Below are 16,691 nucleotides of genomic sequence, written 5' to 3'. Positions count from 1 at the left end.
CTCATAAACAGGGATTTGAGGCATATTAGTTGATACGTGTTTTTTATGTCTAATTAAAAAACACGTATTATGAGAACAACTACTACGGTTAATGCCGGTTCAATGGCCGACATCGCATTTTTAATGCTCATCTTTTTTCTAACCACGACAACGATTGAAACCGATAAGGGTTTAAATCAAACACTGCCTGAACCCTGTGAATCGAAGGATTGCTCTTCTGAAATCGCAGAGCGGAATCTCTTTCGCATTTCGGCGAATTCTGAAGGAAACTATCTGGTAAATGATGAGCTCACTCCGGTTGAATTGCTATCTGAAGAAATCATTCAATTTGTGACTAATCCTGATCAATTGGAAAGCAAACCCGCTCTACCTGAAAAAGCAGTGATTAGTTTTCAGTTTTCGCGCGAGCTTGATTATAGGGCTTATGTAGAAATTTTAGACCAGGTAAAAGCAGCTTATCACAAAATGCGTGCTGCATACAGTCAACAAAAGTTTTTGAAAGATCTTGATCAACTCTCTGAATCTGAATTAAAACAGGTTTTAGAAGCCTATCCGCTTAATCTGGGCGAATCGACACCAGAAGTTTTTAGTTTATAGCCTGTGCACGCCGGGCGAACTGTTCTGAAATGGCTTTGAAAAATTTCTCTGTATTGAAAGGTTTGGTAATCACATCATTCATTCCGCAGAACTCTGCTTTTCGAATTACATAGTTCTCCACAGAAGCCGTTAAAGCAACAATGGGCACATTCAATTCAAACTCGCGAATGATTTGTGTCGTTTGGTACCCATTAAGACCCGGCATATTGATATCCATAAGTATGAGGTCATAGTCCTGGCTTTTCACCCGTTCTATGGCCTCTCTACCATCAGGAGCCTCATCAACCTCAGCCTTAAAGTTTTTCAGAATACGGTTGGTTACCATCCTGTTAATCTTGTTGTCATCAACTACTAAAAAGCGCTTTCCTTCAAAATCAACCGGAAGTTCAGTGATAGGGTGAACAACTTTTTTAGGTGTACTGGCAACCTGCTGTAAAGTAGCTTCTTCGAGAAGTAGATCAAAACTAAACAGGCTTCCTCTGCCGGGTTCACTTTCCACGGTGATATCAGCACCCATTTTCTCGAGCAATTTACGCACGATAGGCAAACCGAGTCCGGTTCCCTTAGCCTCACGGAGCTGTAATTCTTCAAGCTGACTAAATTCATCAAAAATGGCTTCCTGCTTATCTTTTGGAATACCTATCCCGTTATCTTCAATTTCAAAATGTACCTGATGCCTGCCTGACTCAAGGTGTTTGCTGTTTAACCGAAGCGTTACCTCTCCTTTCGGGGTAAATTTTATCGCATTGCCTATTATATTAAGTAAGACCTGCTTGATCCTTCGAGCATCACCCATCACATAGTTGGGAACGCTTCGGTCAATTTCACAATTCAAAAAACACTGCGCGTTGCGTAATCTGTTACGGTCAAAACTGTTGATTACATCTTCAACCAATAATTTGATATTAAATGACTTCTTAACCAGCTTAAAGGAATCGTCTTCCAGCTTTGAGATGTCTAAAAGATCATTGATGATTTCAAGCAGGTGATCTGCACTAAAACGAAGCGAACTAATTTCCTCCTCGTACTTTTTGAGCTCCGGATTGTTTTCAAAAATAGTTATCGTTCCCGTAACCCCGTAAAGCGGTGTCCTCATCTCGTGACTCAAGGTAGAAAAGAAACGGGTTTTGGCGCGTTCACTTCGTTCAGCACGAATTTTAGCCTGTTCCAGGTTTTTATTCTTAACCTTTAAATTCTTAATCAATCCAAGTCTAAGTCGCTCACTGTAGAACAAATAGGCTAAAAATAAAATCATCAGCACAATGATTGATGCAAGCAGAATAGACTGGGTCTTCTTACGCTTTAAATCATTGTCCAGTATTTCCTGCTGCAATTCGGCCTGATTGCGTTCCCGCCGCGCTTCAGCGGCCTCAAATTTTGCCTGAGCCAACTGATAGGTTTCTTTGGCTTTGAGACTTTCCTGTGCTGTATAATATTCCTGAAAGCGCTTCTGCACTTCGTAAGCCTTTTCCGGATAGTCTTGCTCCAGCAGAAATTTCGCGTAGCGTTCATAAAAATCGAGTGCCAGATAATCAACTTTCTCACTTTCTATAAGCTCATGAGCGTGATTGTAACTTTTTAAAGCACGGTATTCAGACTTCAGCGCCACATAATAGTCACCCCATAAAATCTCGAGATGAATTAAAGGATCGTCAAAATAGATATATTCTGGATTATAACTTTTCTGGGCTTCTTCCAGATACTTATGCATCAGGTGATAATCTCCAGATTTGTGGTAGAGTTCTGCAAGATTAAGCGCTGCATCATAAAACTCTCCGTCATTAAGTCTGCGTTGTATACTCAGGGATTTCTTATAATATTCCAATGCCTGATTGCGCGTTTCTTTTCGTGTTGAAAGATCTGCTGCCAGATTATTGTATGCCCAGGAGATCAGCGTGTCATTTTTAGACAATTGTGCATAGTACAACGCCTTTTTTGAATAATTCATAGCAGGAATGCTATCTCTAAGATTGGCGTGACTGATACTAAGCAGGTTGTAGCTGTGAAAAAGATAGGTAAAGTTCCCTTCTTTTTCGGAATCCTTGATTAATTGACCTATTAACTGAATGGCCACCTCATAATCTTTATCATCTGTGACCTTAAAAATACTATCCAGCTGAGCTTGCAGGGAAATTTTAGGCTTTTGCTGAACATTTTTGAAATAAGCAAAAGCTGAGGAAGGTTGACCGCATAACACGATCAGGAGTAAGAAAATTAAGGGGCCGAAGTTCTTTCTCAAGTTGGGGAACATTAAAAACTGCCATAAAGATACATTTTATCGATGATATGCACGTAATAATTTGATTAGTTTTATTTTAACACAACAAATAGGGCATTATTTTGCTGAAATAAAAATTGAAAATTGAGTTATTCTAAAGTTGTTTAACTGCTTTTCTCCTTACACGCTCTGCATTAAAAATTTATCTTTGCCGCCTTATCAAAAGCTTATGAAATCTGTTTTACATCCTGTTTATTTTCCAGACATTCTTACTACAGCTGCATTAGTACAAAGCGAACAAATTATGTATGAAGTATGTGATAATTACCAAAAACAGAGCTATCGCAACAGGATGTATATAGGCACTGCAAATGGCAGGTTACTGCTTAATATTCCTATTAAACACACTGGTACGGGCGGTCACAAGAAAACGGCTGATGCGCAAATTGAACAAAGCTTTTTGTGGCAACGACAGCACTGGCGCTCGCTGGTGATAGCCTATCGTACTTCACCATTTTTCGAGTTCTACGAAGATGAACTGCACCCGTTATTTCATACTGAATTTGATTCGCTGCTGAACCTCAATAAAGCCAGTCTGCATTGCATTTATGAAATGCTTGGTATTATGCCGGAAGCAACTGATACTAAGGAGTACAAAATGAATTATGAGGATTCTGAATATGATGACCTGAGAGTTTTAGCTGATGCTAAACGCAAACCGGAAGTGCACTTGCCACGCTATCGCCAGGTTTTCGAGGAAAAGAATGGATTTATTCCACACCTCTCTGTTCTTGACCTGATATTCAATCTGGGGCCGGAAAGTCTTAGCTATTTAAACGATCTTGATTTAAAACCGCTTTTAAATTCAAAAGCTTAGTACAGCCTGAATGGGATAGTGATCGGAAAAATCAATATCAAAATTGCGAAATGCGTTTATCTGTAATTCAGGATCAGCTAGTATAAAATCGATACGCATAGGGATAACATCAAAAATAAAGGTGCGCCCAAAACCACTCCCCTTCTCTTCAAAAGCATCCTTTTTCTCTCCTCGTATTTTGTTATAGGTGTAGGAATAAACGGTGTTATTAAAATCACCCGTAACCACCTTCTTATACGTGCAAGCAGCCTGATGTTTTAAAAACAAACCCGTCTGTTCCTGTTGTTTTTTAAAGGCCTGTCCCAGTCTTCCCACAAGAGATTTGGTGTTCTCTTCTTCTAAAGCGTCTAATTTTGCAGTTAGCGCAAGGGATTGCATATGCAGATTATAAACGCGTATGGTATCCTTCCCCTTAACAAGGTCAACGAAAACCCCATTATTAAAGGTGCTTTTGAAATCTAGTGAGCCCCCGTTTATGATCTTATATTTAGAAAAAATTGCCGGACCGTAATTGATTTTTTTTGCTTCACTTCCCAGATATTTATAAGGTAGCTCCTTTAAATCAGGGGCATTGTGTGAAGAAAACTCCTGAAAACAAATCACATCAGGATGCGCATCTGCTACGAGTTGGGTAACTCCTTTGGTAATAGCCTGCGCATTATAGGTTTCACTGCGAAAAACACGAACATTATAGCTGAGTACATTGAGTTGATTTTCGGTTTTAGCGATTTCTTTAGGAAGCACTTCGTCTCCAAATCGATACAGGGTCTTTCCATTAAAAAAACTGAAGGCGATAAGCAAAGCTGAAAGCAAAAATTGCCGTTTAAACTGAATAAGCCAATAAACCACAAAACCCAAATTAACCGCTAACAATACGGGTATGACTAAGGTAAGCACCGATGCCGGAGGAAAAATACGTGGAGGAAAGTACGGCAGAATATAGCCTACAAGCAGGAAGAATGCAAAAAGGCTGTTGAGGAAAAAAACAAGCTTATTAAAAAAGCCAAGATTTCGCATCAGTTCTCTTTTCCGGCTTTAAACAGAAAGTCCTTATCTTCTTTAGAAAGACTCTCATAGCCACTTTTACTTATTTTATCAAGAATGCTGTCTATGCGCTTCTGCTGTTCACTTTTTGACATTCCGGAAGTGCTATAGCTTGTGGATTGACGGGATTGATTTTTATAAACCGTTTTCATTTTAGCTTTCTTGGGCTGCTTTGGTTTTGATTTAAACCATCCGGCTACCGTATCGGCCAGGCGCTCCCACCAGATACCAATATCGTTTCCTTTTGCCAGTTGCGTGGCATAAACATAACCAAACAGCGCGCCTCCCAGATGCGCCAGCAGTCCACCGGCATTGCCCGATGTAGGCAACTGGATCAAATCCATCAACACCACAAAAACACCAATATGCCAAAGCTTTACATTGAAAAAAATAATTCGAACTTCAGTATTTGGCGTATAGGTAGCTATAAAAATCATTATCGCACGTACCGCAGCACTTGCTCCCACTAAATAAGCAGAAGAAGTAATTAGCACTGGAAACAGATTATAGGCTAAAACATAAAGTACGCCGCCCGCTAAAGCTCCCAATAAATAGACGGTGAGAAAACGTTTTTCGGTAAACAGGTTAAGCACAATCTGACCAAACCAGTAGAGAATGACCATATTCCAGAAGATGTGGAAGAACCCTCCGTGCAAAAACGCATAGGTAAGCAGCGACCAGGGTTGAATGACCAGGCGTCCTAAATCTGTAGGTAAACTAAGCCACCGTGTAAGTATTGGCCCCATATTTAAGGCCCATTCTATTAAGAATAAGCCCAGCCACACCACTACATTTATCACAATAAGCTTGACGACTATGTTAGCCGTTTTAAACTTATAGCTTAAATCATTTGTCGCCATATCTAATACCAGCGTTTATCGTTAAAACTGTTTTTCTTCCAGTACCACATCATTATAAATCCAAACAGGGCACCACCGATGTGGGCAAAATTGGCAATATTCTGACCAAATAAGCTAAAACCGGTCACACCTGAGAACAAATCAAGCAGTAATAACGCGGGAATGAAAAATTTAGCTTTGATCGGAATAGGTAAAAAGATAAGCATAAGTTCTGCATTGGGGAATAACATCCCAAAGGCCACCAAAACCCCATATACTGCTCCCGATGCTCCCACAGCACGAGTAGAAAAGGCTTCTACCATTCCTTTTACCGCCTCAACATCGGTCACGCCATTGGGAATTCTATACTGACCCTGATTTGAAGCTATACTCGTAAAGGCGTCATTTACATAAGTAGTAATTTCACTTGGCGAAAAACCGGAATCTACCAGTGCCTGATAACCCTGGTAATAATAAAAATACGCAACTGCAAGATGAATAAGCGCAGCACCTAAACCAGCTGAAAAGTAGAAAAAGATAAATTTATTTTTGCCTATACTCGATTCTACGGGACTTCCAAAAGCCCAAAGCGCGTACATATTAAACAGTATGTGAAATATACTGCTTTGGTCGTGCATAAACATATGCGTAAGCGGCTGCCAGAACTCAAAATTTGGATTTTCCGGAAACCACAAAGCAAAAAGTCCCTGACCCTGGGGAAACAAAAACAGAGTTCCCAAATAGAAAATGATATTGATGATCAGGAGGACTTTTACAGTCTCGGTAATTCTACCCATTATTTTAATTTACAAATTAACGTCGCATCAACGACAAACCATTTAGGCGTTAAATTTACGATCGAGCTCATCAACGCTAAGCGTTATAAAGGTTTTTTTATGAAATGGTGAAAGCGTAGGCTCTGTACAGGCAAATAATTTGTTGACCAAATGCTCACGAGACAGATCATCAAGCTTTTCTCCGGTTTTAACCGCCATACTTTTTGCCATACTCTTAGCCAGTAAATCGGTTTGACTGAAGCCGGTATCGGGCACTTCATGCTCCAAATCGCTTAACAACTGCTCCAGTACGATCGAAACCTCACTCTCCGGAATGCCCGCTGGAATACCCGAAATTTCCAACACACCCTCTTCGGGTCTGTCCATTATAAAGCCGGTGTTTTCAAGCGAATCTTTGATTTCATCTAAAATCAACAACTCGTTTGCCGAAAAATCAAGCCGTAGCGGAAACAACAATTGCTGACTTACCGATTCTTTAAGGCTGATGTTGCGTAAAAATTCTTCATATAAAACGCGTTGATGCGCGCGCTGCTGATCAATTACCAGCATACCGCTTTTAATCGGGCTTACAATGTATTTGTTATGTACCTGATAGGTGTTTGCCGTTTCACTCTCAACCAGTGGTTTATCTCCAAAACCTTTACTTTCCTGCTCCACAAAAAGGGATTCGGCTTCAGGCTCTACCTCAATCTCAACGCTGCTAAACCCACTAGACTTGTTGTGCTTTTCAAGTCCGTCATAGAGATTCTCCCAACCCGATGTACTTTCCTTTTTATAGTTAGGAGTTCCGGTATAGCCACTTTTCGGACTTACGGTATCAAAAGGGTTGAAATTGCGATCTATTTCAATACGCGGGGCTTCTACAGATTTGTTTTTGTACGAATAAGGAGTATCCATACTAGACTCACGATTAAAATCGAGAACCGGAGCAATATTAAATTGGCCCAAACTGTGTTTTACCGCAGCACGCAATAAGGTGTATATGGCGTGCTCGTCTTCAAATTTCACCTCGGTTTTAGTAGGGTGAATATTGATATCGATGGTTTTAGGGTCTACGGTAAGAAACAGAAAGTAACTCGCCCGTGCACGGTCTGGCAACAAACCGTCAAATGCCGCACTAACGGAGTGATTGAGATAAGGATGCTTGATAAAGCGATCATTAACGAAAAAGAATTGCTCGCCCTTGGTTTTTTTTGCAAACTCAGGCTTGACGATAAAGCCTTCAATCTTAACAATTTCGGTATCTTCAGTCACCGGCACCAGTTTTTCATTGGTTTTAGGACCGAAAACCCCAACTATACGCTGTCTTTTATTGGTTTTCGGAAGATTGAAGAGTTCACCATCGTTATGATACATCATAAACGTTATCCCTTCGTGAGCCAAAGCCACACGTTGAAACTCGTCTATAATATGTCTCAGTTCTACGGAATCGGACTTTAGAAAATTTCGCCGTGCGGGAATATTGAAAAAGAGATTTTTAACGGCGATGGAAGTTCCTTTCAGACATGCGCAGACCTCTTGAGATTTAATTGTACTGCCCTCTATTTCAATCTGAGTACCTACATCTTCTCCTTCGGGCCGTGTTTTTAGGTCTACATGAGCAACTGCCGCGATTGAAGCCAAAGCCTCCCCGCGAAATCCTTTTGTATGTAAGGCAAATAAATCTTCAGCACTTGAAATCTTGGAGGTAGCATGCCGCTCAAAAGAAAGTCGGGCATCTGTAGTAGTCATCCCTTTCCCGTCATCAATCACCTGAATGAGCGTCCGACCGGCGTCCTTTACCAAAAGCTTTATTTGAGTCGCCTGAGCATCTATGGCGTTTTCAAGGAGTTCCTTAACCACAGAAGCCGGACGTTGCACCACTTCACCTGCGGCAATTTGATTGGCCACGTGATCGGGTAAAAGCTTGATAATATCAGACATGAATTCAGTTTAGCTAAAAATTATAAAGTAGTGCAAGTTAAAAATCTGAGAGTAGATTTTTCAGGCTAAACTGAAAAAATACGTTTGACTAGGACTGAAAGAAAATGCTCAGATCAAAATCAATGATATAAAGAAATAGAAAGACCAGAATTGCGGCAATAAGCAAGGTCGTTTTCCGGGCACGTTCATCCTTATTGTATTTGTAATCTTCCCAGGCTGTAGTAAATTTTGCTTTCAAACCTTTGGTTTCAAGCGTAGCCTTTCGGTATTTGTCAAATTTGGATTCTAATTTATACGGACTACTATCACCCTCATAATAACGAGGACTGTAGCTGTATTTTTTGTTCTTGCGTGTTTTTAAAACTCCCATAATGCCTAAAAATCTAAAGTTACATAAAAAAGCTGTAAAGCTTTATTTAGAGGGTATGTTTCAAAAAGCATTCCAAAAAAACAGGTTGTAGTTTCAGTAGGCAGTTTTCGGTTTTTAAATAACTAAAATAACCCAATAACTAAAAACCCTTAACTCCTAAAACCGGGCTTCTTTACGCAACTGGGCCATTTTAATCGCGGCGATTGCAGCTTCCACACCCTTATTACCGTGTTTACCACCACTACGATCTATAGCCTGTTGCATGGTATTATCTGTCAGCACACAAAAGATTACCGGGATATCGCTCTGTACATTCAAATCTTTAATGCCCTGAGCCACACCTTCGCAAACAAAATCAAAGTGCTTGGTCTCCCCCTGAATAACGCTACCTACGGCGATAACCGCATCGAGCATGTCGTAACTCTGTTGCATTTTTTTGCAACCGTAGATGAGTTCAAAGCTACCGGGAACATTCCAGCGTACGATATTCTCCTTAATTACACCACAGTCAATAAAGGTGTCAAAGGCACCCTGAAAAAGACCTTCAGTTATGTTGTCATTCCATTCTGAAACAACAATCCCAAACCGAAAGTCTTTCGCGTTTGGGATTGTAGATTTATCGTAAACAGACAAGTCTGTTGTTGCCATATTTTAAAATTTTAGCTTTTCAAGGGCACTTATTCGGCTTTTGCCATACCCATATAGAGCGCAACTTCACCTGCAAGAGGTGAGTTTGCATATTCCTCTTCAATTTGCTCCAAATAGCCTACCGCTTTATCATTTTGACCAAGGCTAATTGCTGTTTGAGCAGCTTTCATCAGAAAACGCGGAGTTGTAAAATCATTAGTACGCATTTTTGCAGCTTCCTCATAATAGGAAAGCGCCTCTTCAGGCTGGTCTAATTGCATAAACGCATCACCTATTGCCCCTTTAGCAAGGGGTGCAAGCATCATATCATCGCTCTCAAAATCTTCAAGCTCATCAATAGCTTCCTGATATTTATTGAGGTTTAGATACGCCATACCTGCATAATAATGTGCAAGGTTACCGGCTTTGGTGCTTCCGTAATTGTCAATGATTTCAAGGAAACCAAATTTCCCTTCGCCCCCATTTAACGCGAGATTGAACAGCGAATCTTTCGCTACGCTGCCTTCAATAGCCTCGTTAAAATAGTTTTGCGCCTGATACATCTCGTTTGAGGCCTCTAATTCCTTAGGTTGCTGAATGAATTTTTCATAACCTAAATACCCTAAAACACCAATAACCACAACCGCGATACCTATTAAGATAGGCTTTTGGTTCTGCTCCACCCAGGCTTCGGTGCGGTTTGCCCCTTCATCAAGAGAATCAAAAACTTCTGCAGTTGTGCTTTCGTCGTGCAGTTGCTCTTCTATCTCTTCCTCTTTCTTAGGTTTATATCCTCTTTTTTGATATGTAGCCATATTTTAACTTTTGTTGGGCGCAAAAATAAAATTTTTATTCAATATTGGTGGCGGATTGTTTTGTTATTTTTCAATAATTTGCAGACGACACCGCTACAACACAGCTCCTTATTTTTCAAGCATTTAGCATTTTTCAAGCCGAAAAAAAACCTATGATTCTCAAAGCCCTTTCGCTTATCAATTATAAAAATTTTGAATCGGCATCCTTTGAACTGGATGCAAAGATCAACTGTTTTGTGGGCAATAACGGGGTGGGAAAAACCAATGTGCTTGATGCGATTTACCATCTTTCGTTTGGAAAAAGTTACTTTAATCCCATCACCACTCAAAACATCAATCACGATGCTGATTTTTTTGTGATTGACGGTGTTTATGAAAAAAACGAACGTGAGGAAAAAGTGATCGTTAGTGCCAAACGCGGCCAAAAAAAGGTGATTAAACGCAACGGTAAAGTTTACGAGCGCTTTTCAGACCATATCGGTTTTTTGCCACTGGTCATTATATCACCCGCAGACCGGGATCTTATTATTGAAGGCAGTGAAACCCGCCGTAAGTTTATAGACGGGGTGATTTCGCAAAGTGACAAGGCGTATCTGGACACCCTGCTTAAATACAACAAAACCCTGTCGCAGCGAAATGCCCTGCTCAAGTATTTTAATGCAAATCATACTTTTAATCCGGATACGCTTGAGATTTACAACGCGCAGATGCACGACCTGGGAAGCCTGCTGTTTCAAAAACGGGCAGCTTTTCTCGAAGCCTTTACCCCAATTTTCAAAAAGCGTTACGAAGCCATAAGCGGCGGCAAGGAAAACGTCAAACTGAAATACAAAAGCCAGCTGCACGACGCGCCTTTGAGTCAGCTTTTTATTGAAAACCTCAAAAAAGACCGGGCTTTGCAGTACACCAGCGTTGGGGTACACCGCGATGATCTGGGCTTTAAGATTGAAGGGCATCCGATAAAGAAATTTGGCAGTCAGGGTCAGCAAAAATCCTATCTTATCGCCTTAAAACTGGCGCAGTTTGACTTTATAAAAGCTCAAAGCAATACCACGCCCCTGCTCCTGCTTGATGATATTTTTGATAAGCTTGATGAAAACCGGGTAACCCAAATCATCGATCTGGTCAACGATGAGAGTTTTGGTCAGTTATTTATAAGTGACACACACCCGGACCGGACTGAAGCCATTGTAAAAGAAATTCACCAATCGTATAAACTCTTTAAGCTTTGAAGAACACCTATTATATAGCACTTGCGCTTAGTTTTCTGGTTTTGGGCTGCACCCGAAACAATCCGCAGGAGCAATTGCAGCATCTTAACGGCTATTGGGAAATCAAACAGGTGGAAACTCCCGGTGGCAAGGAACGGGAATACAGTTTTAGCGAACAGGTAGATTATTTGGAAATTCAAGATTCTACCGGATTCAGAACCAAAGTACTACCACGTATCGACGGAAGCTTTGCAACTACAGATTCACGGGAAGCTGTAACCGCTCGTATTAAAAACGACTCGCTTTATCTGGAATACAGCACCAATTATGATACCTGGCAAGAAGTGGTCTTAAAAGCTGACGAAGAAGAATTGCAGGTGCGCAATGCACGCGGCATAACCTACACGTACAAAAAATTTGAACCTATAAATATTACCGATTAATGGCACAACGCGACGCAGATCCCAAATCTATAAAAGATGTTTTAGGCGCTTTTGTTGAAAAAAACAAATTGCAAAAAGGCATTGATAAAGTTGACGTAGCTGAAGCCTGGCGGGATGTAATGGGACCGGCCATTGCCAAATACACCACACAGATCAAACTGGACGGTGACCGGCTTATGATACAGCTTAGCTCCTCGGTATTGCGGGAAGAACTGAGTTACGGCAAAGAAAAAATACGCACCAATCTCAACGAGCAGTTGGGACGGGAAATCATAAAAAAAGTGGTTTTACGCTAAGCAACAGTTTTAAAACAGCGCATAAAAAAAAGCAGCCCTCAGGCTGCTTTAATTTTTCCGGACGAAAAGGGATTCTAAGACAAGCCTTCAGATCCCATTCGTCTTCAAAATTGAGAAGTTTAGAACATCTCTCTTCCTGAGAAATGGAAAACACCTTCAATAGCTGCATTCTCATCGCTGTCACTACCGTGAACCGCGTTTTCACCTACAGAAGTTGCATATAATTTACGGATGGTACCTTCAGCAGCATCAGCAGGATTGGTAGCACCAATAAGAGTTCTAAAGTCTTCAACAGCATTTTCTTTCTCAAGAATAGCTGCAACGATTGGTCCTCTGCTCATAAATTCTACAAGTTCGCCAAAGAATGGACGCTCGCTGTGCACCGCGTAGAATTCCTGTGCATCAGCTACAGTCATTTGGGTAAGTTTAAGCGCTACAATGCGAAAACCTGCAGCAGTAATTTTTTCTAGTATTGCACCGATGTGTCCGTTTTCTACAGCATCGGGCTTAATCATGGTAAACGTTCTGTTTGTTGCCATTTCTTCTTGTTTTAAGCGCGCCGGTATGGTTTAAAAGGCGCTACTCTGGTTTTTAAAAATCGCTGCAAAAGTAATTCTTTTAATGACAATAGCTAAAAGGCTTAACGAATATTAATAATCCTGTGTTAATGCCTGCATAACCTGATTGTTTTCACCCATTATTTTAAAATCAACCTCATTGGTACTGAGATCAATAGCAATTAAACCGTAATTCTTACGGGTGACGACTTCTCCAACCCTATGGGCATTGGGTTCGCCGTCAAAAGATATGTAAGTATGCGTAAGACCGCTACTGGTAAAATCAATAAGTGGATACTCCAGTCCCGGAAGTTCTTTTTTTGAAAATTCGGCAATATGACGATCCCCGCTTAAAAGGATTACCGCCTTGGCATTGGATTTTTCAAGGAGCCGCTCAAAACGGGCAACTTCATGCGGAAAATTCCCCCAGGTTTCAAAACCGTGTTCGTTACTGAGAAATTGAATACTGCTCATAATCACCGTAAAATCAGCAGCTTCAGAAAGTTCATTTTCAAGCCAGGCCCATTGTTCTTTACCTAACATTGTATTTGTGGTATCTGTTGAGGGTGCATAGCGCTTTTCGGGATCTATTGCGCGTTTTAGACTACTCCGAAAGTAACGCGTGTCTAACACAATAATTTTTATGGTTTTTCCGGAAACGCTGAAGTCTTTAGATGCATAAACCCCTTCAGTTTGGCGTGTTTCAGCATCTGAAGGCATTCCTATAAAATCTAAAAACAATTGCTGGCTCTTTTGCTTTTGGTCATACTCAGCTCCGGCATCGTTTAGACCATAATCGTGATCATCCCAGGTTCCCATCACCGGAATACTTTCGGCGAAAGCCTTATACTCCGGAATGTTTTTCTGGGCATTGTACATCCTTTTCATCTTACGCATATTTCGCGTATCAGCATAGATGGCATCTCCTCCCCAAATAAAAACATCAGCCTGCGTAGCGGCCATTTGATCCCAAAAAGGATTTGGCAATTCGGTACGGTTGCACGAGCCAAAAAGAATCTTAAAAGCCCCTGAATCTTCCTTTTGGGCACACAATGTCTGAAACACGAGTACACAAAAAAGTAAAATAGAAAACCGCCTGATACCTGTATTTTTCATCGCTCACATTTTGATTCGATTCAAAATTAGAACTTCTCGTATTAAGTCTATATCAAGAAATCGTATCTTCGTCAACTATGAAAAACGCAGAAATAGTCCTTCTCAAAGAGTTATTAGCATCACCTAAAAAGATTGTAATCATCCCGCATAAGAATCCCGATGGTGACGCGATGGGTTCTACCCTGGCCCTGGGACAATACCTCACCAAAACCGGCCATAGCGCTACGGTTATTACCCCAAATGATTACCCAAAATTTTTAAAATGGCTGCCCGGCGATAATCAGGTTGTTAATTTTGAATTTCAAAACAAAAAAGCCAAACGCCTCATCAAAGAAGCGGAGCTTATCTTCACCCTTGATTTCAACTCGCTTTCGCGTGTGGGCGATATGCAGCACGATCTGGAAAAGGCTACCGCGCAATTCATTATGATAGACCATCATCAGCAACCCGATGATTATGCCGTGGTAACGTATAGCGATGTTACGGTCTGCGCAACCTGCCAGATGGTGTATCATACTTTTGAGATGCTTGATGCTACCCACCTGGTAGATGCCGATATGGCGACCTGCCTGTATACGGGAATTATGACCGATACAGGTTCCTTTCGCTTCAGATCAACAACAGCAACCACCCATCGTGTCATTGCAAATCTTATAGAAAAAGGTGCCGATAATGCTTACATACACCAGCAAATCTTTGATGCCAACAGCTACGAGCGTATGCAGTTGCTGGGAACCGCACTTACCAATCTGGTAAAGCTTGAAGAATACCAAACTGCGTATATCACCTTATCTCAGGAAGAGCTTGACAAACACAATTATCAAAAAGGCGACACCGAGGGTTTCGTGAATTACGGCCTTTCGCTAGACGGAGTCGTCTTAGCCCTGATTTTTATTGAAAATAAGCAGGAAGGTATTGTCAAAATTTCGCTGCGCTCCAAAGGTGATTTTTCGGTTAATTTGATGGCTCGCGAGCACTTTGAAGGCGGCGGTCATACCAACGCTGCAGGTGGCAAAAGTGATCGCTCGCTACAGGAAACAGTTGACTATTTTATTAGTATATTACCCCAATACAAAGAAGCCCTAAATGAATAGATTAAACATCCTACTGGTTATGCTGTTGGCACTTGCCGGCTGCAAGACCCCTGAAGCGCGACGACCCGTTAGTCACGCCACAGGCTCCTATATTGACGCTTCAATAGCCCGCAATAAAGAGCTCAATAAAGCCGAAGAAAATGCCATAAAAAAATTGATGGAGGCAAATCCTCAATACGAGTATTTCACTTCAGACAAAGGTTTTTGGTATTACTATAATGTACAGGATACGACCGCGCTTGCCACAGCAGAAACGGGAGACCTGGTCACTTTTGACTATGAGATCAAAACGCTGGACGGTCAGCTTATCGTAAGTGAAGAAGAACTGGGAACACAAACCTATCAAATTGAGCAAAGCAATCAGGATTTGATTTCGGGTCTTAAAGACGGACTCAAACTGATGAAAGAAGGAGAAACTGTCACTTTTTTATTGCCTTCACACAAGGCTTTTGGCTACTATGGTTATCTTGATAAAATTGGTTCAAACTGGCCCATACAAACCCGGGTAACGCTAAATACCATTCAAAACGGAGAGACCAATAATCCGTAATATGTTCCGTTAAAAAGTCTTTTATCTTAAGCAGAAATGGGTCGTTACTTGTAATTACAGGTTTACAGATACCCAGGCTTTTCCTTATATTAAATGCCATGAAAAAAACGATACTTTTTGTTTTCCTAATAGCCCTTACATTTATTGCCTGCTCTAGTGACCAATATCCTGAGTTGAAAGACGGGCTCTACGCACGTGTAAAAACCAACAAAGGCACGATGGTTATTGAGCTGTTCTACGATAAAGCTCCGGCTACTGTTGCTAATTTTGTGTCTTTGGCCGAAGGCACTAATCCACTTGCTGATTCCATTTACAAAAAGAAAGCCTATTACGACGGCCTCACCTTCCACCGCATCTTAAAAGACTTTATGATTCAGGGAGGAGACCCTGAAGGTACCGGTAGTGGTGGTCCCGGTTACAAGTTTCACGATGAGTTTAGCCCCGAGTTGAAGCACGATACCATTGGTTTACTTTCGATGGCAAATTCTGGTTATGGCACTAATGGCAGTCAGTTTTTTATCACGCTGGCTCCTTCCCCGCATTTAGACGCATACAATGAGGCAGGCGAATTGCGCAACTGCGAAAATCCTAAGATTAGTTGTCATTCCATCTTTGGAAAAGTGGTTGAAGGTTACGATGTCTTGCAAAAAATAGCCAATGTCGAAATGCTGAATCCTCAGGCTGGCAAGCCAAAATCCCCAGTAGAAATTGAAGAGGTAGAAATTATCCGAAAAGGGAAAGAGGCCCGTTTTTTTGATGCTCCAAAAATATTTACCCGCGAAATAGACGAGAAGGAAAAAGAACGCAAAAAAGCGGAAGAAGCAGCACGTAAACGGAAAGAAGCCAAGCAGCAACAATTTGATGAACTCCGCAAGCAGGCAGACAGCCTGGAAAGTGGTCTTGCATACGTCATCACCGAAAAAGGTAGTAAAAACAAACCCAAAAGATCACAACGGGTTAAAGTAAATTACGCCGGTTATTTTGCAGAGGGTGAGCTTTTTGACACAAACGTCAAGGAGATAGCTGACAGTTGGGATAAACAAACCCGGCCTCAACCTGAAATGTATCAACCTGTCGAAATACCTTATGGCCCTGAAGCCGAAATGATAGCCGGCTTTAAGGAAGGGGTACAACAGCTTAATTATGGCGATAAGGCAGTTCTTTTTATTCCTTATTATCTGGGATATGGTGAGCGCGGGTATCGCATCATTCCACCGCGTACCAACCTGGTTTTTGAAATCGAACTTCTAGAAGAACCCGAAGAAGAATAACTAAGGCAAATTACCGTTGCCAGGCATTAATCCCGGCAAATGTTAA

The 16,691-nt window shown here is 41.2% G+C and carries 18 protein-coding genes; 8 read left to right on the top strand and 10 right to left on the bottom strand.

What is annotated here, in order from left to right; translation table 11 throughout:
- The first annotated feature begins 69 nt into the window (after positions 1 to 69).
- Positions 70 to 597 (top strand): ExbD/TolR family protein, encoded by a 528-nt coding sequence (locus CJ305_RS12765; RefSeq protein ID WP_099646665.1) that lies wholly within the window; start codon positions 70 to 72, stop codon positions 595 to 597.
- Here CJ305_RS12765 and CJ305_RS12760 read toward each other — a convergent pair.
- The gene (locus CJ305_RS12760; protein ID WP_189319444.1) at positions 587 to 2,836 is read right to left on the bottom strand and encodes a tetratricopeptide repeat-containing hybrid sensor histidine kinase/response regulator; all 2,250 of its coding nucleotides are present in this window, start codon (positions 2,834 to 2,836) and stop codon (positions 587 to 589) included. The two genes, CJ305_RS12765 and CJ305_RS12760, sit on opposite strands and share 11 nt — an antisense overlap.
- Before the next feature lie 208 nt (positions 2,837 to 3,044).
- On the opposite strand from CJ305_RS12760, the gene CJ305_RS12755 reads away from it, so the two are divergent.
- Entirely contained in the window at positions 3,045 to 3,692 is a 648-nt protein-coding gene (locus tag CJ305_RS12755; RefSeq protein WP_099646663.1) for a WbqC family protein, read from the top strand.
- Here CJ305_RS12755 and CJ305_RS12750 read toward each other — a convergent pair.
- From CJ305_RS12750 to CJ305_RS12720, 7 genes are all read right to left on the bottom strand, one after another.
- Positions 3,681 to 4,709: an endonuclease/exonuclease/phosphatase family protein gene (locus CJ305_RS12750; RefSeq protein WP_099646662.1), complete on the bottom strand. Its 1,029-nt coding sequence runs from the start codon at positions 4,707 to 4,709 to the stop codon at positions 3,681 to 3,683. The two genes, CJ305_RS12755 and CJ305_RS12750, sit on opposite strands and share 12 nt — an antisense overlap.
- The gene (locus CJ305_RS12745) at positions 4,709 to 5,596 is read right to left on the bottom strand and encodes a rhomboid family protein (protein WP_099646661.1); all 888 of its coding nucleotides are present in this window, start codon (positions 5,594 to 5,596) and stop codon (positions 4,709 to 4,711) included. The genes CJ305_RS12750 and CJ305_RS12745 overlap by 1 nt, the downstream gene beginning before the upstream one ends.
- A 2-nt stretch (positions 5,597 to 5,598) precedes the next feature.
- Positions 5,599 to 6,372, bottom strand: a complete 774-nt coding sequence (locus CJ305_RS12740) for a rhomboid family intramembrane serine protease (RefSeq protein WP_099646660.1) — start codon at positions 6,370 to 6,372, stop codon at positions 5,599 to 5,601.
- Between the two features lie 42 nt (positions 6,373 to 6,414).
- On the bottom strand, positions 6,415 to 8,295 hold the full coding sequence (gene mutL, locus CJ305_RS12735) for a DNA mismatch repair endonuclease MutL (RefSeq protein WP_099646659.1): 1,881 nt from the start codon (positions 8,293 to 8,295) through the stop codon (positions 6,415 to 6,417).
- A gap of 88 nt (positions 8,296 to 8,383) precedes the next feature.
- A complete protein-coding gene (locus CJ305_RS12730; protein ID WP_099646658.1) occupies positions 8,384 to 8,665 on the bottom strand; it encodes a riboflavin synthase subunit beta in 282 nt (93 codons plus the stop codon).
- Between the two features lie 156 nt (positions 8,666 to 8,821).
- Positions 8,822 to 9,313 carry a 6,7-dimethyl-8-ribityllumazine synthase gene (ribH, locus tag CJ305_RS12725; protein WP_099646657.1) on the bottom strand — a complete coding sequence of 164 codons (492 nt, stop codon included), beginning with the start codon at positions 9,311 to 9,313 and terminating at the stop codon, positions 8,822 to 8,824.
- A gap of 29 nt (positions 9,314 to 9,342) precedes the next feature.
- A complete protein-coding gene (locus tag CJ305_RS12720) occupies positions 9,343 to 10,107 on the bottom strand; it encodes a tetratricopeptide repeat protein (RefSeq protein ID WP_099646656.1) in 765 nt (254 codons plus the stop codon).
- Between the two features lie 152 nt (positions 10,108 to 10,259).
- Between CJ305_RS12720 and recF the strand changes: the two genes are divergently transcribed.
- From recF to CJ305_RS12705, 3 genes are read left to right on the top strand one after another with little or no spacing between them, the layout of a single operon-like run.
- Entirely contained in the window at positions 10,260 to 11,339 is a 1,080-nt protein-coding gene (gene recF / locus CJ305_RS12715) for a DNA replication/repair protein RecF (RefSeq protein ID WP_099646655.1), read from the top strand.
- Complete coding sequence (locus CJ305_RS12710; RefSeq protein ID WP_099646654.1) at positions 11,336 to 11,761, top strand: lipocalin family protein; 426 nt, start codon at positions 11,336 to 11,338, stop codon at positions 11,759 to 11,761. Before recF ends, CJ305_RS12710 begins: the two co-directional genes overlap by 4 nt.
- A complete protein-coding gene (locus CJ305_RS12705; RefSeq protein ID WP_099646653.1) occupies positions 11,761 to 12,057 on the top strand; it encodes a DciA family protein in 297 nt (98 codons plus the stop codon). Before CJ305_RS12710 ends, CJ305_RS12705 begins: the two co-directional genes overlap by 1 nt.
- 119 nt (positions 12,058 to 12,176) lie before the next feature.
- Here CJ305_RS12705 and CJ305_RS12700 read toward each other — a convergent pair whose 3' ends face one another.
- Together CJ305_RS12700 and CJ305_RS12695 are read right to left on the bottom strand one after the other, a co-directional pair.
- The gene (locus CJ305_RS12700; RefSeq protein WP_099646652.1) at positions 12,177 to 12,596 is read right to left on the bottom strand and encodes a nucleoside-diphosphate kinase; all 420 of its coding nucleotides are present in this window, start codon (positions 12,594 to 12,596) and stop codon (positions 12,177 to 12,179) included.
- A 111-nt stretch (positions 12,597 to 12,707) separates the two neighbouring features.
- Complete coding sequence (locus CJ305_RS12695) at positions 12,708 to 13,730, bottom strand: alkaline phosphatase D family protein (RefSeq protein ID WP_099646651.1); 1,023 nt, start codon at positions 13,728 to 13,730, stop codon at positions 12,708 to 12,710.
- A gap of 77 nt (positions 13,731 to 13,807) precedes the next feature.
- Between CJ305_RS12695 and CJ305_RS12690 the strand changes: the two genes are divergently transcribed.
- The 3 genes from CJ305_RS12690 (at position 13,808) to CJ305_RS12680 (ending at position 16,645) form a co-directional block, all read left to right on the top strand.
- A complete protein-coding gene (locus CJ305_RS12690; RefSeq protein WP_099646650.1) occupies positions 13,808 to 14,824 on the top strand; it encodes a DHH family phosphoesterase in 1,017 nt (338 codons plus the stop codon).
- Positions 14,817 to 15,374 carry a gliding motility-associated peptidyl-prolyl isomerase GldI gene (gene gldI, locus CJ305_RS12685; protein ID WP_099646649.1) on the top strand — a complete coding sequence of 186 codons (558 nt, stop codon included), beginning with the start codon at positions 14,817 to 14,819 and terminating at the stop codon, positions 15,372 to 15,374. Before CJ305_RS12690 ends, gldI begins: the two co-directional genes overlap by 8 nt.
- 98 nt (positions 15,375 to 15,472) lie before the next feature.
- Positions 15,473 to 16,645: a peptidylprolyl isomerase gene (locus CJ305_RS12680; protein ID WP_099646648.1), complete on the top strand. Its 1,173-nt coding sequence runs from the start codon at positions 15,473 to 15,475 to the stop codon at positions 16,643 to 16,645.
- Positions 16,646 to 16,691 lie beyond the last annotated feature (46 nt).

This window comes from Leeuwenhoekiella nanhaiensis, assembly GCF_002744755.1.
Lineage (GTDB): Bacteria > Bacteroidota > Bacteroidia > Flavobacteriales > Flavobacteriaceae > Leeuwenhoekiella > Leeuwenhoekiella nanhaiensis.
The sequence above is the reverse complement of the archived record's forward strand: the minus strand, read 5'-3'. Positions and strand labels throughout refer to the sequence as shown.